Annotated in this window: 16 protein-coding genes and 1 tRNA gene; 11 read left to right on the top strand and 6 right to left on the bottom strand. The window is 54.5% G+C overall.

All coding sequences use genetic code 11. The features are described from left to right. Nucleotides 1-5: 5 nt before the first annotated feature. From GSQ82_RS15585 to GSQ82_RS15570, 4 genes are all read left to right on the top strand, one after another. Nucleotides 6-227 carry a hypothetical protein gene (locus tag GSQ82_RS15585; RefSeq protein WP_158793127.1) on the top strand — a complete coding sequence of 74 codons (222 nt, stop codon included), beginning with the start codon at nucleotides 6-8 and terminating at the stop codon, nucleotides 225-227. A 122-nt stretch (nucleotides 228-349) separates the two neighbouring features. Beyond that, complete coding sequence (locus GSQ82_RS15580) at nucleotides 350-3,460, top strand: two-component regulator propeller domain-containing protein (protein WP_158793126.1); 3,111 nt, start codon at nucleotides 350-352, stop codon at nucleotides 3,458-3,460. Next, on the top strand, nucleotides 3,457-4,083 hold the full coding sequence (locus GSQ82_RS15575; protein ID WP_158793125.1) for a response regulator transcription factor: 627 nt from the start codon (nucleotides 3,457-3,459) through the stop codon (nucleotides 4,081-4,083). The genes GSQ82_RS15580 and GSQ82_RS15575 overlap by 4 nt, the downstream gene beginning before the upstream one ends. Next, entirely contained in the window at nucleotides 4,076-4,645 is a 570-nt protein-coding gene (locus tag GSQ82_RS15570) for a hypothetical protein (protein WP_254061673.1), read from the top strand. Before GSQ82_RS15575 ends, GSQ82_RS15570 begins: the two co-directional genes overlap by 8 nt. 241 nt (nucleotides 4,646-4,886) lie before the next feature. Here GSQ82_RS15570 and GSQ82_RS15565 read toward each other — a convergent pair whose 3' ends face one another. Beyond that, nucleotides 4,887-7,100 carry a winged helix-turn-helix domain-containing protein gene (locus GSQ82_RS15565; RefSeq protein ID WP_158793124.1) on the bottom strand — a complete coding sequence of 738 codons (2,214 nt, stop codon included), beginning with the start codon at nucleotides 7,098-7,100 and terminating at the stop codon, nucleotides 4,887-4,889. 228 nt (nucleotides 7,101-7,328) lie between these two features. On the opposite strand from GSQ82_RS15565, the gene GSQ82_RS15560 reads away from it, so the two are divergent. From GSQ82_RS15560 to GSQ82_RS15545, 4 genes are all read left to right on the top strand, one after another. Then, nucleotides 7,329-10,808, top strand: coding sequence for a TonB-dependent receptor (locus GSQ82_RS15560; protein WP_158793123.1), 3,480 nt, complete (start codon nucleotides 7,329-7,331; stop codon nucleotides 10,806-10,808). 104 nt (nucleotides 10,809-10,912) lie between these two features. Next, entirely contained in the window at nucleotides 10,913-12,733 is a 1,821-nt protein-coding gene (locus tag GSQ82_RS15555; protein WP_158793122.1) for an alpha-amylase family glycosyl hydrolase, read from the top strand. A gap of 477 nt (nucleotides 12,734-13,210) precedes the next feature. Further along, nucleotides 13,211-13,286: transfer RNA gene (locus GSQ82_RS15550), tRNA-Ile, on the top strand. Nucleotides 13,287-13,438: 152 nt separating this feature from the next. Continuing rightward, complete coding sequence (locus GSQ82_RS15545) at nucleotides 13,439-14,530, top strand: site-specific integrase (protein WP_158793121.1); 1,092 nt, start codon at nucleotides 13,439-13,441, stop codon at nucleotides 14,528-14,530. A 256-nt stretch (nucleotides 14,531-14,786) separates the two neighbouring features. Here GSQ82_RS15545 and GSQ82_RS15540 read toward each other — a convergent pair whose 3' ends face one another. After that, a complete protein-coding gene (locus tag GSQ82_RS15540; RefSeq protein ID WP_158793120.1) occupies nucleotides 14,787-15,866 on the bottom strand; it encodes a helix-turn-helix domain-containing protein in 1,080 nt (359 codons plus the stop codon). A 306-nt stretch (nucleotides 15,867-16,172) separates the two neighbouring features. On the opposite strand from GSQ82_RS15540, the gene GSQ82_RS15535 reads away from it, so the two are divergent. From GSQ82_RS15535 to GSQ82_RS15525, 3 genes are all read left to right on the top strand, one after another. After that, entirely contained in the window at nucleotides 16,173-16,970 is a 798-nt protein-coding gene (locus GSQ82_RS15535) for a ParA family protein (protein WP_158793119.1), read from the top strand. After that, nucleotides 16,954-18,036: a hypothetical protein gene (locus GSQ82_RS15530; protein WP_158793118.1), complete on the top strand. Its 1,083-nt coding sequence runs from the start codon at nucleotides 16,954-16,956 to the stop codon at nucleotides 18,034-18,036. The genes GSQ82_RS15535 and GSQ82_RS15530 overlap by 17 nt, the downstream gene beginning before the upstream one ends. 257 nt (nucleotides 18,037-18,293) lie before the next feature. Then, nucleotides 18,294-19,283, top strand: coding sequence for a hypothetical protein (locus GSQ82_RS15525; protein ID WP_158793117.1), 990 nt, complete (start codon nucleotides 18,294-18,296; stop codon nucleotides 19,281-19,283). A 1,004-nt stretch (nucleotides 19,284-20,287) separates the two neighbouring features. Here GSQ82_RS15525 and GSQ82_RS15520 read toward each other — a convergent pair. The 4 genes from GSQ82_RS15520 to GSQ82_RS15505 all read right to left on the bottom strand — a co-directional run bounded on the left by GSQ82_RS15520 (nucleotide 20,288) and on the right by GSQ82_RS15505 (nucleotide 24,092). Continuing rightward, nucleotides 20,288-20,467 carry a hypothetical protein gene (locus GSQ82_RS15520; RefSeq protein WP_158793116.1) on the bottom strand — a complete coding sequence of 60 codons (180 nt, stop codon included), beginning with the start codon at nucleotides 20,465-20,467 and terminating at the stop codon, nucleotides 20,288-20,290. 272 nt (nucleotides 20,468-20,739) lie between these two features. Beyond that, on the bottom strand, nucleotides 20,740-20,997 hold the full coding sequence (locus tag GSQ82_RS15515; protein ID WP_158793115.1) for a hypothetical protein: 258 nt from the start codon (nucleotides 20,995-20,997) through the stop codon (nucleotides 20,740-20,742). A gap of 1,055 nt (nucleotides 20,998-22,052) precedes the next feature. Further along, nucleotides 22,053-23,182 (bottom strand): IS3 family transposase gene (locus tag GSQ82_RS15510; RefSeq protein WP_254061672.1). Its coding sequence is split into 2 segments (ribosomal slippage): nucleotides 22,053-22,933 and nucleotides 22,933-23,182, totalling 1,131 coding nucleotides; the frame shifts between segments, so codons are not numbered across the junction. Nucleotides 23,183-23,918: 736 nt separating this feature from the next. After that, the gene (locus GSQ82_RS15505; protein ID WP_158793113.1) at nucleotides 23,919-24,092 is read right to left on the bottom strand and encodes a hypothetical protein; all 174 of its coding nucleotides are present in this window, start codon (nucleotides 24,090-24,092) and stop codon (nucleotides 23,919-23,921) included. Between the last annotated feature and the right edge of the window lies 1 nt (nucleotide 24,093).

Raw genomic sequence — 24,093 nt, 5'->3', positions numbered from 1 at the left:
ACTTCATGTCGAAAGACGAGCAGTCGAAGCAGACAAACTACCAACCGCAGCCACAAAACTCCGGCCACGGCGCCGAACCGTCAGGACCAAAGGGCGATAACCCCGCCACCGCAGGTCCGGGCCCCACGAAAGTCAAATCACACACTCCTGAAAACAGCCGTGGGCATATCAACCCCTCTGCACCGGAAGACGCAAACACGACTCCGGGCACGACAGGCGAGAAGTAAAGCACGTTGCCGTCCTCGGCTCATGATCTTCCCTATCCACCCTTTGCTGGCCCGCTTTCGAGATAAGCTTATGCTCGAACATGCCGCGACCAACTCCATCCGCGAAGCTTCTTCGATCTGCTTTGCTCCGAGGGATAATCGTACTTTGCGCTCTGCTGGCTGTATCTCACTGTGCCCATGCGCTTGATCCGCATAAGGGGCTCGAAGAATATCGCAGGCAGTCTTGGCAGATCGACAACGGCCTGCCGCAAAACACAGTCCACGCCGTCCTGCAAAGCAAAGACGGTTTTCTCTGGATAGCGACTGAAGGCGGTCTCGTTCGTTTCGACGGCTTCGACTTCCGCGTCTTCGATCCATCCAACACACCCGAGTTCCACAGCAGCTTCGTCAACAACCTGATGGAAGATCACGCCGGTGCGCTGTGGATCGGCACCTCTGATGGCCTGCTGCGCCTCAGCGACGGCAGGTTCAGAGCGTTTTCAATTGCCGACGGATTACCTTCAAACGTTATCACCGCCGTCTATCAGCAAAAGAGCGGAAGACTGATCGTCGTTACCGCCAGCGGACTGGCGATCAAAGCGGGAGACCACTTTCAGGAGATCGGCGGGACCACAGCTCTCTCTAACGCAGAGAACGTGATCATCCTCCCCGAAGACGCTCGCGAAACCCTCTGGGCCGCTGGAGGCCAGCAACTGTACTCGATCGCATCCCATGCAACCTCTGCAAGCCCTGCCATCCCGTCCCATGCAGGCGTAATCCAGGCACTCGCCTCCGGCCCCGGCGGCGAGATATGGATAGGCGGCACCGATGGACTGGAGTGCCTGCGAGACGCCCAACCGTGCACTGGCGCAGACGGAACCGGAAGACTCAACCCCGCACTCGCCTCGCACAACATCACCACTCTGTTGCTGTCGAAACAGACAAATACCTCTGGACAGATGTGGATCGGCACAACCTCTGGCCTCGCGCTCTTCAGCCACGGAGAGATAAGACAGATCGGCGCGAAGCAAGGCCTGGCAGGCGCCAACATCCAGAAACTCTTCGAGGATCGATCCGGCGCACTCTGGGTGGTTTATCGCGGAGGCCTGGCAAGAATCTTCGCCGATCAGGTTGAGATTGCGCCGGCACAGACAAATCTCCACGGCATTCTATCCGTCTCCGAAGACAACGACGGCAGCATGTGGTTCGGTAGCGAAACCGCGGGAGTCGCGGTACTACGCGATCAGCCTTTCTCTTCCATCGCATCCCAGGAAGGCCTCTCATCCGACTACGTCCGCACTGTCTTTCAAGATCACTCTGGCACCATCTGGATAGGGACGAACAGTGGCGGACTGAACAAACTCTCAGCCGGAAAGATCTCGACGCTCCATACGACATCCGGACTCTCCAGCAACGTCGTGCTCGCCCTCGCTGAAACAGGAGGCGATCTCTGGGTCGGAACCCCGGATGGACTGACCCGAATCCGCGACGGACATCTGCAACAGTTCACCTCAGCCGACGGAATGGCGGACAACTTCGTTCGTTCCCTCTTCGCCGACACGGACGGATCGCTCTGGATCGGCACACGCAACGGCCTGTCCCATCTCAGCGGCGGTGTATTTCACTCCTACTCCACTCTCGATGGTCTCGGCAGCGACGTCATCGGCAGCGTCCTGCGCTCACGTTCCGGCGAGCTCTGGGTAGGCACGCTTGCAGGTCTAAGTCGCCTCTCCGGGAATCGGTTCGAAAACTTCACAACGCGCAACGGACTCGGCGGCGATGCTGTGACCGCCCTTTTCGAAGATGATCGCGGTTCACTCTGGATCGGAACCAACGGCACTGGCCTCACACGGCTTCGCGACGGGCGCTTCACAACGTTCCCTGCATCGAAGACAGGTCTGCCCGAGACGATCTACGGACTCCTCGAAGATACAAGCGGAAATCTCTGGATGGGTTCGCAAAAGGGCGTCTACCGTGTTTCAGTCTCCGCACTGAATGCGTATGTCGACAACAACTCCCTTGAAATCCCCCTCGTCAGCTATGGCGTAGCCGACGGCATGAGGATCAGCGAGTGCAGCAGCGGAGGCCACCCGTCCGCGTGGCGCATGCACGACGGAACCCTCTGGTTCGCCACGCTGAGAGGCGTCTCATGGATAAACCCTCAAAGCCACTCAGAAGATATTCAACCTCCACAGATCGCCATCGAACAGGTAACGCTCGATGACCGCCCCATAGATCTCACAACCTCTGAGATCGTCGTTCCGCCAGGCGGCGAGCGCATCACGATCCACTACGCCGGCCTAAGCCTTCTGGCTCCACAGAAAGTTCGTTACCGGTACCGCCTCCAGGGCTTCGATCGCGGCTGGGTCGATGCCGGTGCTGGCCGGACCGCCTACTACACCAACGTCCCACCTGGCCGATACAGCTTCACCGTCATGGCATCGAGCGCCAGAGGTCTCTGGAGCATCCAGCCAGCAAGCCTCAACCTTCGAGTACAACCGCGCTTCTTCCAGACGATCTGGTTCTACCTCCTGGTAGCGGCATCTTTGATCGGATTCGGCTATGCGCTCTACCGTGTGAGAGTTCACTACGTTGAAGCGAGATATCAAGCCGTCATGGCAGAGCGAGGTCGCCTCGCCCGCGAAGTACACGACACGCTCGCACAAGGCTATGTCGGCATATCTATCCAACTCGAGATCATCTCGCGCCTGATGCAGAGCTCTCAAAGCGCCGCGCTCGATCAGTTGAATCAAACCAGAGACCTCGTACGCAGCAGCCTCGCAGAGGCCCGCAGCTCCATCTGGGACCTGCGCTCTCAAGGAGAAGACGCCGCGACCCTCCCCTCACGCATCGCTGCCGCGGCCAGAGCCAAAGAACATCACGGCGGACCAGCCATCACGTTTCAGGTCCACGGAACGTACAGACCTCTCCAGCGCACGATAGAAGACCAGATACTTCGCATCGCCCAGGAGGCGATCAGCAACTCCGTGCGACATGCCAACGCAAGCCAGATCGGAGTTACTCTTACCTATGACGCAAAGAGCCTCCAACTGCGCGTCGCCGACGACGGTAGCGGCTTCGACCAGCCACCGGAGTCCTTCGCCGCACACGGCCACTTCGGACTGCAGGGAATGCAGGAGCGCGCGGCGGCGATCGGTACTATCCTTCATATCGATGCCCAGTCCGGTCGAGGCACCGAGATAACACTGAGAGTGAATGTGCACAAAGAGACTGCAAGAGGAGATATCGATTGAGCGACACGATTCGCATCCTGATCGTCGAAGATCATCATGTGGTGCGCAAGGGATTCGTTGCCCTGCTACAGATGCTCGATGGCGTGCAGATCGTCGCCGAAGCAAGCGATGGCCTACAGGCCATATCCCTCTTTCGCGAACACCGGCCGGACATCACCTTGATGGATCTGCGCTTGCCCGGCATGGGCGGCGTCGATGCGATCAAAGCGATCCGGCAGGAGTTTCCAGAGTCGCGCATCATCGTGCTCACCACCTTCGACGGAGACGAGGACATCTATCGCGCCCTGCAAGCCGGAGCTCACGGCTACATGCTCAAAGGAATGGACGCGGAAGATCTCACCCGTGCCATCCACATCGTCCATAGTGGCAAGTCCTACATACCCGCCGAGGTCGCAGGAAGGCTTGCCGAGCGTTTCTCTGGGTCGGAGTTGACCGAACGCGAGACCGACGTACTCAAGCTGATCGTGCGCGGCAACAGCAATAAGGAGATCGGCACGAAACTGTTCATCTCCGAGGCTACGGTAAAGACACACATCAACAATCTGCTCAGCAAACTGGGAGTAAGCGACCGCACCCAGGCCGCCACCACCGCCCTGCAGAGAGGGATCGTTCATCTTGACTAACCGCCGGATCAAACCCAAAGCCGACAGCAAAACCAGTCACAGAGCTATCTATCTCACAGCCCTCATGCTGAGCCTTTCGCTCTTCTGTCTCCCGTACGTCCACGGTCAAACCGAGCACACCTCCCAGTGGCGATCCGCGACCGACAAAGAACTTGCCTCGATCATCCCCGACCGCGCACCCGTAATCGCAGAACACATTGAAACCGAACTCCGCACCGCCTCCGGAATAACCGACGGAAAAGGCCACTACATCGCCGGAGTCGTATTGATCACCGCGGGCTACTCCGCCAACGGAAGATACTCAAACTTTCTTCTTACTCAGGTGCCCCTAAAAATCGGCAGCACCACCCTTCCCGAAGGACACTATCTCCTCGGCTGGACACGCGGCGAAGATGAGTTGAAGGTCATCATCTCATCCGCCTTAACCGGCAAGCCCCTGGTGAACGTATCCGCGGTGCCAGCCACCACAATCCGAGGCGTTCAATCCATCCACATCTGGCCCCCCTCAGATCACTCCGTCATCCAATTAGGACGATTCGCGATCCCTTACAGCATCCCGTAGCACCAATCCGAGAGGTATCGCCCTGATTAAAAAAGGACGCCCCTTCTCAGGGGCGCTTGGAGGTGTGGCTACTTCCGAAGATACGGCCAACTCCCATAAAAACCATGCACCCCAGGGTGGATATCTCCTCCATCTTTAGGTGGACGTTGGATGGACATCGTTCTACGAATACTTCATCCTTTAGGGATTTATCGCAGTAGCAATGCGACGCCGACAGCAAACGACGTATTCAAATCGCGTCCTAGGGACCATCGAGATCAAGCGTATAGAGATTACCCGTGCTCGTTCGTGATCGCACGATCGGGATGTTGTCGAACGTCAGACCACAGAAGAAGTAGTCTTCTGTGTCCCCTCCGCTGAAATCCGACAGATTCGCAATCTGCTCCAGTCGTCCGTCGGGGATCGACACCCGATAGATAGGCTGCATATCCGCCGAAGACGCGTGAAAGAAGATAGCCTTACTGTCTGTGGCCCACACCGGATCCGCAACCGTCGTATCTGCGATTGTTTTCCAGGTCTGAGTCGCGACATGAAAGAGGAGAAGTTTACGCTGGTCAAGAGAGATCGCCGCTATATATTGACCATCCGGCGACCAGCGTGGACTGAAGAGCCCCTCTGATCCTGGAACGATACTTTGGGCATGCGTTCGGAGGTCAAGTATCTGCAGTGCCCTGAGCCCATCTTCCTTGCCCATGATGTCAGGAACACGTCCGAACACGATCTCTTGTCCATCCGCTGACCAGGAGGGATCCGCCGCGTTTCGGCTCTCCCTAAGTAGCCTCTGCGGGGAGCCGCCATCTGCATCGACTAGATAGATCTGCCATGCTTTGCCAGGCTCCCGAGCCATCAGAGCGAGTTTCTTTCCGTCGGGCGACCAGCGGCCCAGGAAGACCTGCATGGAGTCCGGTGTGACCTGAATTAGTTCGGTCCCGTCCGACTTCGCCCTCCATTGCCGGCCCTGGGCATCGGTCCAGGTCACCCACTGGTGGTCGCGCGCGTACTCAACTCGGTTCGCCTCCGCAAGGAATCCAGACGCTGGCACAAACTCACGCCGTGCCGCGTCGTAACGCTGAAGCAACGACTGCGTCTCAACACCGAGAAAATAGATTCGATGCCCGATCCGCGAGGTTACCGGCCCGGCGAAGCTTAGCGGCCCATTGGTCACACGCGTCGGATTGACAGCGCTCTTTCCATCCAACCGCCAAAGATCGCTGCTCCCGCCCCGGTCCGACTGAAAGACAAAATACTTGCCGTCTCCAGTCCAGATTCCACAACACTCCGAAGAAGGCTTCGTCAAGTTGCTCAGAATCGGGCGCGCCGATCGTCCGTCTCTCTCCGCCTCCCACAGTCCTAGCGTGTGGTCTACAGGATCCATCAGCGTAAATCGCAGAAGCTTACCGTTAGGTGACCAGCGCAGCCAGAACGCGCGGCCCGGCAAGATCGCAAACGGAGTTGAGACTCCATCTTCCAGCCGATCTACGGTCAACTGATTACCCGCAGCATAAAGAATGCTCTTGCCATCGGGCATCCAGGTCGCATCGTGAGCCACTACATTGGCCAATCGAAGCGCGCTCCCACCCCCTACCGGCACCGTCCACAACGGCTGCTCAGACTCCGGAGACAAGTGATTGCGCAAAAGCAACGTGGATCCGTCCGGGGAGAGGTCGCCGAGCATGGGCGACGAGATCTCGCTGGGCAACGGCAGCTTCTGCACCGCACCCGTATGCACATCCACCTGCGCGAGAACCGATCTGCCGCCAGAGATCACTGGAATAAATATCCGCAACCCATCCGTAACGGATGCAGGTAAGCTCTCCATCGCCGGAATGCCTGGTGCTATCCGTCCGGTGCGGGTCAGCCGATCAATCCTCGGCAGCGGACTTGGCCTCCGCGATCCGGCATAGAAACCACCCGTTCCTGCCAAAGCCCCAGCTGCGCAGATCACAGCGATCCAGGGTCCGGCCTTCCATCGCGAATAGGTCGCCACCGGGGTGAGCGTCGCGGAACGAATGGATGCTGCACCAACATCATTGGACGGCGCTGCAATCAATACCGTCACGTCAGGCGTCGAAGTGTGCGCTAACTCGCCAGAATCTTCTACTGCAGGCGCCGCCTCGCGTACGACTACCGGCGCAATAAACCTGTAGCCACGCTTTGCCAGCGTTTCGACAAACCTTGGGTTGTCTGCCGTATCCCCCAGCGCATCCCTGATCTTATTAATAGCTGTGCCCAAAGAGTGATCGAAGTCGACGACCGTATCCGGCCCCCACAACCTCAACTGCAGCTCTTCCCGGCTTACAACCTCACCGGGTCTCTCGAGAAGAAGGGTAAGCACCTTAAACGGCTGGCTCTGCAGCTTGATTCGCCGTCCGGCCTTCCAGAGTTCACCCGTCTGCAAGTCTGCTTCATAGACCCCAAATCCAACTTTCGATCCGATATCTATGCGAGATGACATGACTAAAAACCTTAGATTAAGACTCTAACACGTGACGCTATCGTCAGTTAGCTGTTGATAAGCAATGAAATCTTTTATGGAATGAGTCATTTAGCTGTTGAAGAAAATATGGCGCAAAAAAGATCTTAAAGCGATGGCGATGATGATCTGCATATTGCCAAGGTCTTTCTCGCGCCCTGAAACCGCCGACACCGTTGGCATTCAAGTCGCACTTCTGGAGGCTCCACAATGAAAACCGCCATCACACGACGCGTATCTAATATCGTCGGAAAGATTTTACCGATCCTGATCTGCCTATTGGTCCTTTCCGGCCGCAGCTTGCTTGCGCAGACCGATACAGGTCGCGTTACTGGTATCGTCACCGATCCCACCGGCGCGGTCGTTCCCGGCACCACGCTTAAGCTCACCAACACCGACACCGGGGCAATTCAGACCATCACCAACGGCAGCGACGGCAACTTCACCTTCTCCGCAGTTCCCCGCGGCAACTATCGCGTAAATGCCAGCCACACCGGTTTCAAAAGTCTTGACCAGACCTTCACCCTGGAGGTCTCTCAGGTTCAGACCGTCGAATTCAAACTCCCCATCGGCACCTCGAATGAGACCATCGAGGTTGACGACGCCGCCCCGGTCGTTGATCTGGCCACCTCCGCCACAGGAGCCGTCATTCAAGGCAAGCAGGTTACCGATCTCCCGCTCAACCAGCGCAACTTCACCACTCTCGCCAATCTCATCCCCGGCGTTACCCGCGGCGCATTCAGCTCTGACGCCAGCGGCCGCAACGGCAACGTAGAAACCTTCCGCTACTCCGACTCGGGTGGTGGCGCACTCTCCGTCAACGGCCTCCGTCAGCAGTCCAACAACTTCCTCCTCGATGGTGTTGACAATAACGAGTCCCTCGTAAACTCCATCGTCTTCTTCACTCCTCCGGAGGCCATTCAGGAGTTCCGCGTCACCACCTCCGTCGCCCCGGCAGAGTTCGGCCGTGCCGGCGGAGCCATCCTGCAGAACTCCGTCAAATCAGGCACGAACAGCATCCACGGATCTGCCTTTGGCTACTTCCGCGACCAGATCTTTGACGCCAACCCCCTATACTTCAATCCTGGAAATCCCGCTCCCGCCTTTCAACGCAAGCAGTTCGGCTTTGCCGCCGGCGCACCCATCTGGAAGGATCGAATCTTTATCTTCGGCGACTACCAGGCCTTCCGCCAGAAACAGCCTAAGGATACCGGCTTCTACAGCGTCCCCACAGCCCTCATGCGTCAGGGAAACTTCTCTGAGCTTCTCGGCCAGAACGTCACCACCAACCCCGCAAACTTCGCAGAGACCGGATGCCCCACTCCGCCTGCTGGCACGGCCAACGTCGTCGGTGCCATCTACGACCCCACCACCTGCCAGCCCTTCAATGGGAACATCATCCCGGCTAACCGCATCAACTCTGCCGGACTGAACTATCTCAACGCCTTCAATCTCCCTAGTCGCTCCGGCATCATCAACAACTTCTTCGCCGTCCGTAAGTCCATCCAAAACTACAACGACTTCGACGTTCGCCTCGACTATCGCATCTCTCAAAAAGACTCCATCTTTGTCCGCTACAGCTACGGCCAGGATGTCCTGAACGTTAACAGCCTCTTCACCAACCTGCCTGCGGGATTCGCCTCCGGTGGCAACGTTAACCATCCGCGAGGCGGAGCGGCCGGTTACACCCATATCTTTACGCCGAATCTGATCAATGAATTTCGCTTCGGCTACATACGTCCGGAGTTCGCCTACATCAACCCCGACCAAAACATCCCCGTCTCGGCCAATCTTGGCATCGTCAATGCCAACCGTAACTCGCTCTTAGGTGGCGGCGCTCTGATCGGTGGAAGCAATAGTCAGATTGAGTACACCGGTGACGGTGGTCCCTACTCGGTACCCGAAAAGACCTTTCAGTACCTCGACAGTCTCACGTTGATTCACGGGAAACATACCTTCAAGACCGGCGCAAATATCATCAGCCGAGAGGTTGACTTTTTCCAGGGCAACGACTCCAAGGGCTACTTCGTCCTCGGCGGCGTCAACTTCCCTAACACCGGACGATTCACAGGGTACGAGACCTCCGAGATCCTCGCCGGCTTCTCCGACTACGAGATCGGAGCTGCAAGCACCTTCTTCAAAACCTTCAACTATGAGACCGGATACTTCTTCCAGGACGATTGGAAGGTCAGTCGCCGCCTCACTCTCAACCTTGGCGTCCGCTACGATCTCTATACCTATCCCCACGAGCAGAACAACAATCAGGCGAACTACGATCTCTCCACCGGAACCCTGCAGGTAGCCGGCATCAATGGAAACTCTCGCTCGCTCATCAACACGGACAAGAACAACATAGCCCCGCGCATCGGCTTTGCCTACGATCTCTACGGCAACGGCAAAACTTCGCTCCGCGGCGGCTACGGCATCTTTTACTTCCTCGATCGCGGCGGCGTCGGCAATCAACTCTCCAACCAGCCCGGCTTCAACGGTATAAACCAGTACACTGCGGCCAACGGCTACCGCATTACCTTCACCGGCCAAAGCCCGACCACTCCGAACAATGCCGCTACGGCCACCGCGGCGCTTCCTATCCCTGCCTTTGGACCAGGCGCCGTCAATTCAGTTGATCTCGCCAACTCTTCGCTTATCGCCGTTCCAAAGAACAACCAGAACGGAGCCGTCTCTCAATACAACCTCCAGATTCAGCAACAGCTCGACCACGCAACCTCATTGAGCATCGCCTACGTTGGCAATAAATCAGACCATCTCATGACCTGGTTCAATGCAAACTCTCCCATCCTCAACGGCACCGGCGCTGGACTCTATACAAACCGAGGAACAATCACCGAAGGCCTCGCTGGCGGTACGTCCAAGTACGACGGCCTGCAGATCTACCTCGACCGTCATGTCAACTCAAGCCTGCTTGCAACCGTCGCATACACCTGGTCTCACACACGCGACGACTCCAACGGCGCTTTCAACACAGGGACGTCTACCTCCGGCGCTCGTATCTTCATCACTGGAGCAGGACCCGACCTGCGAGCTAACTACGGCAACTCCGACCAGGACCAACACAACGTCTTCGTCGCCAGCGCCGTCTACTCGCTTCCCTTCGGCCGAGGCAAGATGTTCGGCACCCACATGAACCGCGCGTTCGATGAGCTAGTCGGAGGCTGGCAACTCAACACCATCGTCACCCTCGACAGCGGTACGCCCATCGACTTCGACTCGCCCCCCGGCAGCGATGGCCCCGATAATCGGCCCGATCTCATCAGCTTCCAGAAGGTCCCTCGCCAGCTCCTCGGTGGTACTTCAAACGCCAACAACCGCACCTTCTTTTCAGGCGTCTTCGCGACTCCTCCCGTCAACTCTTTCGGAGTCTCTACCCGTCCCGGCGACCTGGGCCGCAACTTCTTCTCAGGCCCGGGATTCAAGACGGTCGATCTGGGCCTCTTCAAAGGCTTTCACATCACCGAACGGGTTAACGCAGAGTTCCGCGCTCAAGCCTACAACCTCCTCAATACACCACAATTTAGCAATCCGGATACGAAGATCACCGACGGCTTCAACATACCGGGCACGAACGAGTGGAGCACCTCCGGGCAGACTACAAACGGCTTCGGCAGTATCAATAGCATTCGGCTCAACACCGAACGCCAGCTTGAGCTAGCCGCCCACGTCAACTTCTAAATTATTCCAACCAGGCGGCGCCATCGAGCCCTCTCTTTGGTGCCGCTGCTGCTCATCTACCCATACCAAATCCCTGACATCTTGTTCATCTTGAGGAACGATTCATGCGCCGCTTTTTTCCCGTCTTCGCATTGACCATCTCGGCACTTGCCCAGTCTCCTCAAATCGAAAAGGTCGACCCTCCAAACTGGTGGGCCTCTATGCCCGCACCGATGCTCCTGGTCAAAGGAGACAGTCTCAAAGGTTCCCGTTTCTCCCTCAGCGACACCGCGCTGCACATCGCTAAGACCGTCATCGCTGAAAACGGTCATTACGCACAGCTCTGGCTCACGTCGTCACCGGCTAAAACTGAGACGGTCCAGATCATCGCCCGTTCGTCAGCCGGCCGAGCCTCTGCCTCCTATACCTTCGCGCCTCGTCGCAAGCCGTCCGATGGATTCGCCGGATTCTCTTCGAAAGACGTCATGTACCTCATCATGATTGATCGCTTCGCCGATGGAGACCCGACCAACGACGGCCCCGATCACGAAGCCGATCTCGCTAAACCGCGCGGCTGGCATGGCGGCGACCTGCGCGGCATCCTCCAACACCTCGACTATCTGCAACAACTTGGCATCACCACCCTTTGGATCACGCCCGTCTATCAAAATCACGGCGGCCAGAGCTATCACGGCTATGGCGCCACCGACCTGTACTCGGTCGACGAACACTTCGGCTCCCTCAACGACCTCAAGGACCTCGCCTCCGCGCTCCACGCCCGCCACATGAAGCTCGTCCTCGACATCGTGCCCAACCACATCGGTCCAAATCACCCATGGGTCCTAGGCAGTCCTGACCCCACCTGGTTTCACGGCACCCTCGAGCATCACACCATCGCCCAAGGCGACTTCGCTCCTCTTACCGATCCACATGCGCCCTGGCGCGACCAGATCAACGTCACACAAGGATGGTTCGCCAATACCCTCCCCGATCTCAATCAGGAAGATCCAGCCGTCGCACGATATCTCATCCAGAACGCCGCCTGGTGGACAGAACAGGCAGGCTTGGACGGCCTACGCATCGATACTTTCCCCTACGTCGCACGCCCCTTCTGGCAGAGCTTTCACGCCCAACTCCATGCCCTCTATCCGCACCTCACCACCGTCGGCGAGGTCTTCAACAGTGACCCAACAATCACCTCGACCTTCGCGGGCGGCGTCACCCGCACTGGCGTCGACACCGGCCTCTACACACCCTTTGACTTCCCCACCTACTTCGCCCTTCGCGATGTCTTCCTCAAAGACGCGCCCATCTCCAAACTCGCCGACGTCCTCCGCCTAGACAATCTGTATCCGCATCCCGAGCGACTCATTCCCTTCCTCGGCAACCACGACACCACTCGCTTTCTCAACGATCCCGCCATCACACCCCACACCTTGGAGCTCGCCTTCACTATCCTCACCACCATGCGCGGCATGCCGCAGATCTACTCTGGCGACGAGATCGCCATGCGAGGCGGCGAAGATCCAGACAATCGCCACGACTTCCCCGGCGGCTTCGCCCCCACGCCAAACGATGCCTTCAGTGCACATGGCCGCTCACCCGAACAACAGTATGTCTTCACATCACTTCAGACCCTCCTTACTCTTCGCCGCTCTCACCCAGCCCTTCAGGAAGGAACCGAACAGCTGCTCCACGCTGATCGCAACGTCCTCGTCTATGTCCGCACACTCTCCACGTCTACTCACGCAAACCAGCGCATCCTGATCGCCGTCAACAAAGGCAGCGAAGCATCAGACATAATCATTCCAACCGACGCAACAGACCTACAGGACGCTCACCAAAGCGACATCCTCTTAGGAGCTCCCAACGCCATCTCTTTAGCCACCGACACTCTTACCATCCACCTCGCCCCCAGCACAGCATCCATCAGCGAACTCAAGTAAACGCCGTTATCACCGGGATAAAATGCTTTGAGGAAAAGTTCCGGAGAGTGGACTATCTATTTTGGAATGGCCACAAATCACCATCAGGTGAGCGCGCATTAGCATATTCTTAGTAAGTTCCGCGATAGCACAGAATCGTTGAAATGACTGAGGTGTTTTCAACACCTCAGCTCAGGGCGTCACAGGAATTTTCTGGCTTCGTGCTCCACTCGCTGAGCCACACAGCCTTGATCTACCTCGCCGGGGAAGCGATGGCCGATGCGTTTACAATGATGAAGTCGGTCTGACACTCCAGCTTAACGATATTTCAGCGGTTCGTTCATGCCTCAGCTGAAACAGGATGGTTTGCCTTTGATTGACTGGAGGTACTCAGCGTTCTGCGCTTGAATTTCCAAAGGGCCAATAGTAGCTTGCGGTTTTAGGTATAGGAAGAAATTCATCTCCTCGATCTACCTCAGTAACTACTGAAACAAGGAAGGGCCTGTAGCTCAACGGTTAGAGCAGGGGACTCATAATCCCTTGGTTGGGGGTTCAAATCCCTCCGGGCCCACCAAAACTCATTCGAGTAAACTATTTAAATTCAAATAGATAGATGAGTATTCTGAAGATTTCGAATTTTCGATTCAGCTAAAGTCAACTGTGCTTTTGCCAAAAGGTACAATTTCGGTACAGTGCGATATACCGATATATGTACCGAGAGGGCAAATGGCGACAATAGTTAAGACCACTTCTGGCACATGGAAAGCTGTCATCCGCAAGACCGGCTGGCCTACTGCGGCTAAGACATTTCGAACTAAGCGGGATGCTGAGGATTGGTCGCGACGTACCGAGGATGAAATGGTGCGTGGGGCCTACATCCAACGGGCAGCAGCGGACCGCATGACGTTAGCTGATGCGCTGAAACGGTATCTCAAAGAGGTTACGCCCACAAAGCGACCATCCTCTCAGGATCCCGAGCACCGCAGGGCGGCGATCCTGATCAAGCATCTAGGGAAGTATTCGCTTGCGGCGCTCACGCCAGAGATTATCGCCCAATTTCGCGATGTTCGCCTTGCGGGAAATGATCGCAAGGACGAGAATGGAAGACCCATCCCGCGTGCAAACAATACTGTAAGGCTTGAGCTTGCTCTCCTTGGGCACCTCTTTACTGTAGCCATTAAAGAATGGAGCATTGGCCTACCATTCAGCCCAGTAACCAATATTCGAAGACCTGCACCAGGGGCGGGGCGCAACCGCCGCTTATCCTCGGATGAGGAGAGGCGCTTGCTGAATGCTGTCGACCAGCACTCCAATCCCATTTTGCGTTGGATCGTGCGCATAGCGCTCGAGACAGGCATGCGCTCATCTGAAATTCTAACCTTACGTCGAATCCAAGTGGACATCAAACGACGTATCGTGCGATTGCTTGAAACCAAAAACACGTCGCCGCGTACTGTACCTCTCACAACCACTGCAACAGAACTCTTCCGTGAAGCATTGAATCATCCCGTCCGCCCGATCGACACTGACCTTATCTTTTTTGGCGAACCGGGGAGGGATGGTAAACGCAGACCATACCAGTTTAATCCGATCTGGCGCAACATTAAACACAGCCTGGGCCTGGCCGATGTGCGGTTCCATGATTTACGCCACGAAGCTGTTAGTCGTTTCGTAGAAGCGGGATTCTCTGATCAAGAGGTGTCAGCGATCAGTGGCCACAAATCTATGCAGATGCTCAAACGTTACACTCACCTACGAGCTGAAGACTTGGTGTCGCGAATCGATGAAGTTTCACGACGGCGCGCTTTCAAGGCTTAATGTATCGAAAGGGACGAATTTTCGATGACGAGCAATTTTTGACTGTTGCTTGATGCTGCTGATAAAAACCCAGATTTTAGAAAGCATAGGAGTTTTGCTTGGGTAATCTAGATCGGAGGAAAAATGAGCACTTCCGTATCGAGACCTTGATACTATCTCGGAACAAGGCTTATAGCGGATCACAGAACTTCTGTACGTATTTTGAAATCAGATGTGAGAATCTTGGGTTCATCGTCAAGCGCCCAGTAATGTTTATTTACAGATCTGGGTTCCTTTTTGCTGCTCTCATATCAAAGCGGTATGCTTTGGGAATTTCTTCGAAGCTTCTTGACTTGATCATTTTAGAGACTGCCTGTCGTGAAATCCCAAATCGCCGCGCTATTTCTGATTGGCTTAAGCCCGCCTCCAGATAAATAATCAGTTCCTTCTTTCTATCCGTAATTTTCGAGTCGACGAACACACGTGCAGCATGTCGAGCATCGTGCTCGCTAATTCTAAAGAAGTCCGGATCCTTCATGTTGCAAGTCATCTTCTGATTGATCAGCCGACGTACGGCAGCAGATCGAACGTCAAGCTGTTCATCTCCGAATGAGTCCAGATCTTGTGCTACTTTTGCTGCGAATATCGTCGCAGGCATGAGATCCTTGCTCGGTCTTGGCAGCGAGTGCCGAGAGTGTGCCCGTGAAAGGCGAACTACCTCCTCTTCAAACTTTTTCCGGTGCCGTACTGCTACCCGATAAGCTGAATTCCAAGTGCCATCGTGATTCATCGGTCGATGACGCTTACAGAATCTTCCACTCAGTCCCGACTTGGATTCATTTTTTCTAACCTTTGATCCCTGAAGAGATTCTTCTAATTCAGTCAAGGTACCGCAGAAGACGCAGGTCTCACGCCAGCCTTTGCGTCGTTTACTCAGTTCTCCAGCGCTTCTCTCTAGTGGCTTTTTATTTTCACAGTCAGCCGTCAGCCTCAAGAGCGTGTCTAACGTGTCAGAGAGTACGTAGCAGTGCGGGGTAGGCAAATCATTGAATGAGTAGACAGTCCTGTGGAGATCTTTCACATTTTGCCCAAGGTAGAAGAACCCCCTTTTTCCTGCGGGACGCTTGAATTCGAAGTCCAAACAAAAAAGTGTTCCGCTTGCGTGAATTGGGAGAGAGGCGACATAGTTTCGCCATGCTGGCTCGATAATCTCCTGTACTAAGTTGCCCAGTCGCTTCCTTCCGCCGCCGTCAGAATAAGAAATCCATCGAGACTGAAAAATTGCTATCGCAGCCCTGATCTGTGGAGCACAGTCTGGCCATACTTCAATATCCCACTCTTCTTGCATGTCAACCATAATGACCAAAGATCCCCCTAAGCACAAGGGCATGAAATGACTAATCTCTCAATGGAAGTCACCTAATAATTAAGGTAAATTGCCGATGACTGTTGAAGAAGCATTGATAAATCGTTTCGGACCTCTCCTAAGTCTTTCTCAACTTGCAGCCATCCTTAATCGCTCGCCCGAAGGGCTGCGAATCAGTCTTCGCGCTTCTAGCGATTGGGTACAAAGGGTCAACGCTACAAAACTACGTTTAGGAAGGCGACTTTATTTCCGGACATCTGATATTGCCGAAATTCTTGCCGCGACTGAGGTCCCGCAATGATCCGGCTAACGATCTCTAACCAACGCGGCGGTGTGGGAAAAACTACGACAGCTGTAACTCTTGCTCGCAGCTTTGCAAACCGGGGTCTTCGCGTTCTGTTGGTCGACGCCGATTCGCAAGGCTCTGTCGCTGCCGTCCTGGGGCTTAGACCTAACGCATTTCTGAACGATTTCCTTATACGTCGGCTCGCGATAAGGGAGTGCCTGGTATCCGTTTGCAGTGGCGTCGACGTTATTTGCGGAAATCGCTACACGACAGAAGCAGAAGCAATCACTATGAATCTTCCCTTCCGAGAGTTTGTCTTCAAGCACATGCTCAGCGAACACGAGAAAAACTATGATGCCGTGCTGATTGATGTGGCACCGTCAATCAGTCTTTTTCAGACCTGTGCCATGGTGTATTCGCAGCAAGTCCTTGTTCCGGTCGATATGGACATTCTGAGCGTCCAGGGCGCCACGGCAAGTATCCAAGCGGGAGAGATGCTAAACGGGATGCTCGCAGGCGGACTAAACGTTCGCGTAGCCGGTCTCCTTCCCGTAAAACTTGACCGGCGACTCGCTATCACAGATACCGTGCTTAATACCCTGGCAGCAATTTCTGAACGGAGAGGGGTGCCCGTCTACGCAGGCATCAGAACGGACCAGGCTGTTGTAAAGTCCGCGAGAAGCCGTCAATTTCTTGCCGACTACGATCCAAAATCAAAAGCGTTAGAGGACTACGAACTGCTCACAGGTCAACTGCTGCAACAATTCTCTGGTTCGGAGGTCGCTGGCATTGATGCGCGCACGGAGTAACCCACTCGATCTTCTGGATTGGGAAGAATTGGAGCAAGCGCCAAACACGCTTGGTGCATTCTCATTCCTGAACACGCCGAGAGAGGTCATTGATATTGACGCCCATCGACCTGGCAGTTTCGCTAGTAATCGCGACAAAACATCCACCGTTGACAAAACGACCACCGTGAATGCTCCTCAACTGGAAAGAATTCGTCGATATCGAATTCATAAGTGTCATCTCGCACAAGATGCGCATTCTCATGGTGAGAATCAGCTCTATCTTGCCCTATGGGGAAGCGCTCACACTGAAACCGCAGAAACAAGGATTGTGACAGTCGGCTGGGACCGGATGGCTCGAAAGGCGAGAATGAGCGACAAAGCCGCAAAAAGGAATTTGATTCAGCTTATGAGTAAGCTCGCGGTCGAACTCATCGCGCCAGAAGATAGCAGCGCTCGACAAGGCCGCACCTACCGGATCTACTCCTTCAAGGCGACTATTGAGAGACGCAATCGCGCAGGTTTGAACTATGTAATAAGAGATAAGGGTGTGCGTTTTGTGATGAACCCGGATCAGATAGAGGAACTGACCCTTGATCACAAAACGTCCACGGTAGACAAACTATCCACCGTCGACATAACGACCACCGGAACGGTGGACAAAACATCCGGGGATACGATGGACAAAACGTACACCCCTTTAGGAAGTTCTTTAGGAAAAGAATTAGGAACAACGTCGTCGACGCAAGATGAAGTGTCGCAAATCGTGCAGGCTCTATCACGATATGTCCTAACAGACGACGAAGCAGCTAGGCTTCTAATCCGTAATTGCCGCGAGATGTGCCCTGATGCCCAAATCGAAGAGATCGTCATCATAATCTCTGAAAAAGCTCTTCCGATAGTGCGTAATCGCGCTATCAAGAATCCTATGGGAATGCTGCTGACGGCCATCCCGCGCTGCTTTGAAAGCGCTAGCATCGCAGCGCTACGAAGGCAGATCGCCGTGGAAACCGAGTGCATACGGAAGCGAGAGGAAGATGCACAACGACAGCAGGAAGAGATGCAGCGATGGCTCTCCCGCAATTAATCCAGCTCAACTGTGGGGATCAGCCCTTCCGCAAATCGACGTAGATTCCATTAGGCCGGCGCTTCGAACATTAACCTGTCAATGAAGCATTAGCCACATCTACCGCAGAATGCGAAGAGTCTGTAGTACTTCGAATAGCTTTCTCGGCTAGGTTTTACATAAGCTTCGCCTTGCGACGCGCATTGCATAGGGATAACAGTCGCATTTCAATCGACTGTCGGATCTGCACGAGGTCCAGATAGAGGGGTAGCGTTCCAATGAGTATTGAACAAATTTCCGCAGTCGAGAACCTGATTCAGATTGGTTTTACTCCAAGGGAGGCCGACTTTCTCTATCTGGTCGGTACTCACAGCGGTGTCTTCACGGCGCGCCAATATCGCACTTTCGGGGGACTTGCGACGAGGGGAGGCACGCAGCAGCAGTTGCTCGATAAGCTGGACAAATACCAGTTCATCATACGCATTGCTCTGACCCAGCAACATCAGATCATTCATCTTTCCCACAAGGCGTTCTATCGGGCTATTTTGACTGAAGACAGTCGACTTCGACGCGGCATGTCAGCCAGTCTCATGCGCCAACGGTTGCACTACATGGACTATATTGCTCTAAACCCGGATGCACGCTATCTCACTACAGAAGCCCAAAAGATTGAGTATCTAACACAGCAGTTCGGTCTCTCCGATGCAATTCTTCCACGCCAGGTATACAGAGCAAAGGACGCAGCGAATGGTTCTAGCGTACGGTTCTTTCCCGAGCGTTACCCGATGTTCATCACAGAAGCGGAAGGATATGCAGGACTCGGCATCGTCTACGGAGAAGACCCAGCCAATCGCTTCGCCTCGTTCCGTCGGTTTGTTTTAGCAAATCGGGATCTTTTCTCGCAGATTCCCTCGCTAAATTTTACCTATGTGAGTACATCGTCAGGACGCGCTAGTCTCGCCTGTGCGCTTCTCAGATCACTTTTCGGCGGTCCGGATTCCGTTCATAACGAGGATATGAAGCACTACTTTCGATTGCGTCAGATGTACGAAAACAATGCCTTAGGCTCCTTTACGGACGCCGACTACGCATTCTGGACGCGCAATCATAAGCAGTACAGTGCGCTCAATTATGAGCCCCTGTTCGCCGAGTTTTGTGGACAAACCTCTCTCTCTGACAGTTCTCTTGTGGTCAAGAAGCGCATGTTTTCTTTTTGTCATTTCATCCCATCTACGACGCTTCGTGAAGGCTTTGAGGCGGAACGGTGACACGCATCGAGTGTTCGGGGGTAGCGTTCGGAGTTACGGCGAATACGCGTAGATAATGTCAATGACTCAAAAGACTTTCATCGATCTGCGCGCTCTTCGACGCTTCTTTTTATACATGGCAAAATACCGGAACGACCCCCGCAAATGCTGTGCATTTGCGCCACGTTGTGGGCTCCGGGGTCGTTCCGCTGCGCTACTCGATCGGGCAAGTCCCGGTATTGTGTCCGACTCTGTACCAGAGCGGAACCTTACTCGGACTTGTCCCTCAGTCGGGAGCGTTCCGGTATTTGTCTCATCTTCGTGCTATTGTTGGACCTGAGACAGGTCTAGCAGTCCACCACACCCGTTCGACACAAGCGATTCATTGCTCTCATTCATCGATCGTATGGCTCCAGAGAACATTACGGGGCGCAAAGCTTCCTACTTCTTTGTCCTGTACGCGTTCTGCTCTTTACTCGCGAACTCATCTCGGATCATGTGCCCGCTTCGGTCTTCCCAACACCGTCGATGCGGATGACTAGGGGCTTCATGTTCGCATAGTGTTTGGCTGCCGCGTCCGTCGCGGTAATAGACGCAAGGATTGTGAAACCGAGCACAAGAGAAAGAACTTTGAGAAAGTTGTTGGTAAAACAGTGAGGTCGCTCGCTGTCCCCAGTAGTATGCGTGTGCACTGATGCCATGCAACTCGACAATTACATTCAAGCCAACGACGAAATCAGAGTGGTATACCGCTCGCCAATGATTGACTCATTCATTGGGATTATCCTGCTTCAGACAACACCCGGAGACGATTGCTGTGTTCTCCGGCAGATGCAGAGTCGCCCGGTCGAACGTGACGAGTGTCAGACCCTCGTTGATCGCAAGGCCCATCAGGAAAACATCGGTGATTAGTTTGTGGCCGTGGAGACATTTGAATAAGGGCGCAGTCGGCGTGCGCCAGTCGCCAGAAATAGGCTGATAGTGATGGCCGGGGTGCTCTTTTAGCGAGTGAGCATCAAGGATGCTTACTCCATGCTCATGCCGCCTGTCTTTGGACGCGTAAGAAACCGCAGAACTCCGGCCTCGGTGAACAGGCAGAGCGCCCACTGCAAACCGGATGCGCCAAACCATTCCGTCATCAAATGGTTATGAACCTGGATTCGTCGAGCATTCATATCCGGCAGATGCACCCGAGCTTTAGTCAAGATCATCCTCCGAAAGTTCGTTGACCATCTCGGCGTGACCACTTGGCTCGTCTTTGTCTTCACAAGCAAGCCAAGATGATTCGTTCTTAGCATTGTCGATGGAGGCTCCGGTGATTGTTCAGCCCGCCGCAGCAGCTCGTTAATCGCAGCTCCGAGCGGGATTCCTTTCGCCCACGCGCCGTCTGTCTATACGGCGAGAACCGGACGGTTACGCGGAAAGCAGATGTCCGCGATCCTCACTCTGAAATTGGAAGAGTCTCTATTTGTTTCCCCTAATGCTCCTCACTGGTCTGCAAGCGATCCGTCCTCTGGTACTTGATGAGTCCCAATTTATCCGCCCACGCGAGGGGCAACTTTACCGTCAGCCGGGGAAGTCCATTTCCAGACAACTCGACCGACGTGTGGGCCTCAAACTGAAAACCTTCGAACTCCAGGTAGACGTTCCCCTCATCAAACACGTCGTCATATAGATGAAACCCTTGGCCGCTCTCTTTGTCGTATTCGAATCTTCGCGTTGCTTTGGTACTCACGGCTCACCTCATTTGTCTAATAAAGTGCGTTGTGCAATCGATTCACTAGGATAAGAAGAACGCTCCAATGACTTTACCTCGAACAATATACTGATACTCCAACTATTGATATATCAATAGTTTAGCAGCTCAAGCGTTAGTGACCTTCTAATATAAAAACCCAATGAACGATCACGACGAAAGACGTTTTGCATATTACGCCGCTCTCTTTGATGGGAAGGGAACAATTGGTATGCGTCCACAGCCGGGGGCGCGCTCGGACAGCCGATGGCAATATGTTTGCAGACTACGCATTGAAATGGCGGATCGCGGGACGATCTATCGTTTGGCAAGCACAATGGGAGCAGGGCACATAGCCGCCGCTCCCAAACGACAAAACCGACAGCAAATGTGGGTATGGGAAACCGCCGCGCGAAAGTCTGTAATGAGCATACTTCTTCGATTGAAGTCTTATCTCCAAATCAAGTCCCTGCAGGCAGATCTAGTTCTTGATTACCTGCAGGCCTCGAGCCTTACGGGAAAGCAACAGGACCACATATATATGGCGGTTGCCGACCTTAAGCTCAAAAAGCCAAAGAATTCGTGTAACCAACACGGAAAGTGCGAATTATGGCGAGATATTTTGCGCAGACGTTCTCCAAAATGGTTTCTAAGGACGAAAGGGAATGATGCCAACGTCGTACTAAGTACTCTCCACTCTCAAAGTCGCATCCTTTTGTACCTAAAAATCCTAATAGAATTGGGAGGTCGGAGGATATCGAGGGAAACCATGTCAACTCGTATAACGACCATTTCCGAAGCGGAAAGTGCTCAGCGGCGGAGCGCAGTTGAGACCGCGAATGCTTCGCTACGAATCTCGGGGTTTGGGACGCCGGCGCGTCTGGATGCTCTGAACGAAGAATATATAGCTGGCCGCATAGACGAAGATGTGTTGCAGAGTACCGTGCTCGGCTGGTATGGAATAAAAGGATGACGTGTTGGTCTGCCCGGCTTAATTTGTACCAGTTGCAATCATAGAGACTGGACAAATGAAGGGCCTGAAAAATCTGTACCAGTTAGAGGGTTAGTTTTCGGCCTGTTTTTGTTTCAGTCAGATCGCGCTTAAGCGCGATCTGACTGGCGAACTCTGCAGGCGTCCTATCGGCCAGGGCCCTGTGAGGACGACTCACATTATATTCCCACCTCCATTGATCGATGATGTGCTTTGCTTCGGGTAGAGTTTGGAACCAGTTGGTGTCCAGACACTCTGCCCGGAAGGTCCCGTTGAACGATTCGCAGAAGGCGTTCTCGGTCGGCGTGCCGGGACGAGAGAAGTCGATCTTCACTCCGTTGCGGTATGCCCACATATCCATCATCTGACCGGTGAACTCGCTACCATTGTCACAGAACAACATTTTCGGAGCGCCGCGTTCCTGTTTCAGCCGGTTGAGAACTCGCACTACATCTTCTCCTCTCAGACTCTGACCCGCTTCGATGGCCATGCTCTCACGCGTATAGATGTCGACGACCGTCAGCGAACGGAAGCGTCTTCCGTCGCAGAGTTGATCGGAGACGAAATCCATCGCCCACACCTGGTTTGGGCCGGTGGGCTTGAACCGCTCTTGCCGATGCACGGCTGCACGCCGTCGTCCTGCCGGCCGTTTACGTAGTCCCAGCCCTTCTTCCTTGTACAGCCGATACACCAGGTCCTTGCCAACCTGCCAGCCCTCGCGGTTCAGCAGAATACGGATCATGCGGTAGCCATAGCGCACCCGGGTCTGCGCGATCTCCCTGATGCGCATACGCAATTCCAGCCACTGCTCCTGCCTGCCCTCGTAGCGATGCGTCGCCCGTGCCAGTTCCAGAACACAGCAGGCGTGGCGTTCGCTCACCCGATAGCTCTGTTCCAGATACGTCACCAACGGACGCCGTCGTGAGGGCTTTATAACTTTTTTCGCAGCACATCCTGCAGCATCGTCTTGTCCAGAGTCAACTCAGCCACCAGCTGCTTCAGCCGCGTGTTCTCGTCGCGAAGCTGTTTGATCCGGCGAACCTGGCCCACTTCCAAACCAGCGTACTTCGCCTTCCAGCGATAGTACGTCTGCTCGGTGATCCCAACCTTACGGATCAACTCCGCGATCGGAACGCCCACCTCAGCCTGCTTCAACACAGATACGATCTGCTCCACTGAAAACTTCTTCTTCATCGACAAAATCCTCCGCCCACTCAAGAGCTGGTTTTGCCGAAATACTAACTCTCAACCTGGTCTAGTTCCAGCCAGGCCCATCATTCCAATACATGACCACAGGCTGGGCCGGATTCCCTGATTGTCAAGGAACTGGGTTGTTAGCAGCATCGGGGCCCATAACGACAGAATCCTAACACGGGCTTCGTGTTGAGTCCCATAAAGAGGGTTACGGGTCTCGATCTATAGTTTGTGCTTGACTGGGGAGCATAAGACGGTGCTTGATGACACCAACTGAAAGCACCGTCGTATGACACAGAAACGCACGCATTTCTTCATCCCTGAAGAACTACTCGCCGAGATGGACAAAGTTGCCGGCAAAGGAAACGCAACAATCTTGTCGTGGAAATCGTCGACCATGAAATCAAACGTCGCAGGTTGATGCAGATCCTCAGTGACGACACGCCCGCTTGGAGTGCATTCGCATCACTCGAGAACAAAAACTTTCTAACTCTTCGACTACTCTTTAGAATTTTCATCGTGGCTCTTCTCACGTGGCTTGACGGTCGATCGAACCACCATGATATTGTTCAGGATGTCGAACCAGAAAGGTGCCCCAAGGGAAACGGCTAAAGCCGTGAGAAGCCATGCGAGCAACAGATTAGGAGCATGATCTGCGGTCCAATCGCCATGATGCCAACCAAGTGGTACCCCGATGTTGTTGACATCACTGAGGGACGTCTTGGCGGCAGCAATTCTAATCCTGAATCGACATGCCTTGATTGACCTGAGGCTCCTTCGCGGAATCGGCAATGGCGACAATGGAGCTGCGTAAGGTTGAATCCTGGGAGAGTTGCTTGACGATGTGAATGGTGTCGGCGTTGATCGCGATGGCAACCACAAGTCCGATGGCGAAGAGCATCCACTGCATT

The sequence above is a fragment of the Granulicella sp. L60 genome, assembly GCF_009765825.1.
Lineage (GTDB): Bacteria > Acidobacteriota > Terriglobia > Terriglobales > Acidobacteriaceae > Edaphobacter.
Note: the sequence above shows the minus strand (reverse complement) of the source record. Positions and strands in the feature narration are given on the sequence as shown.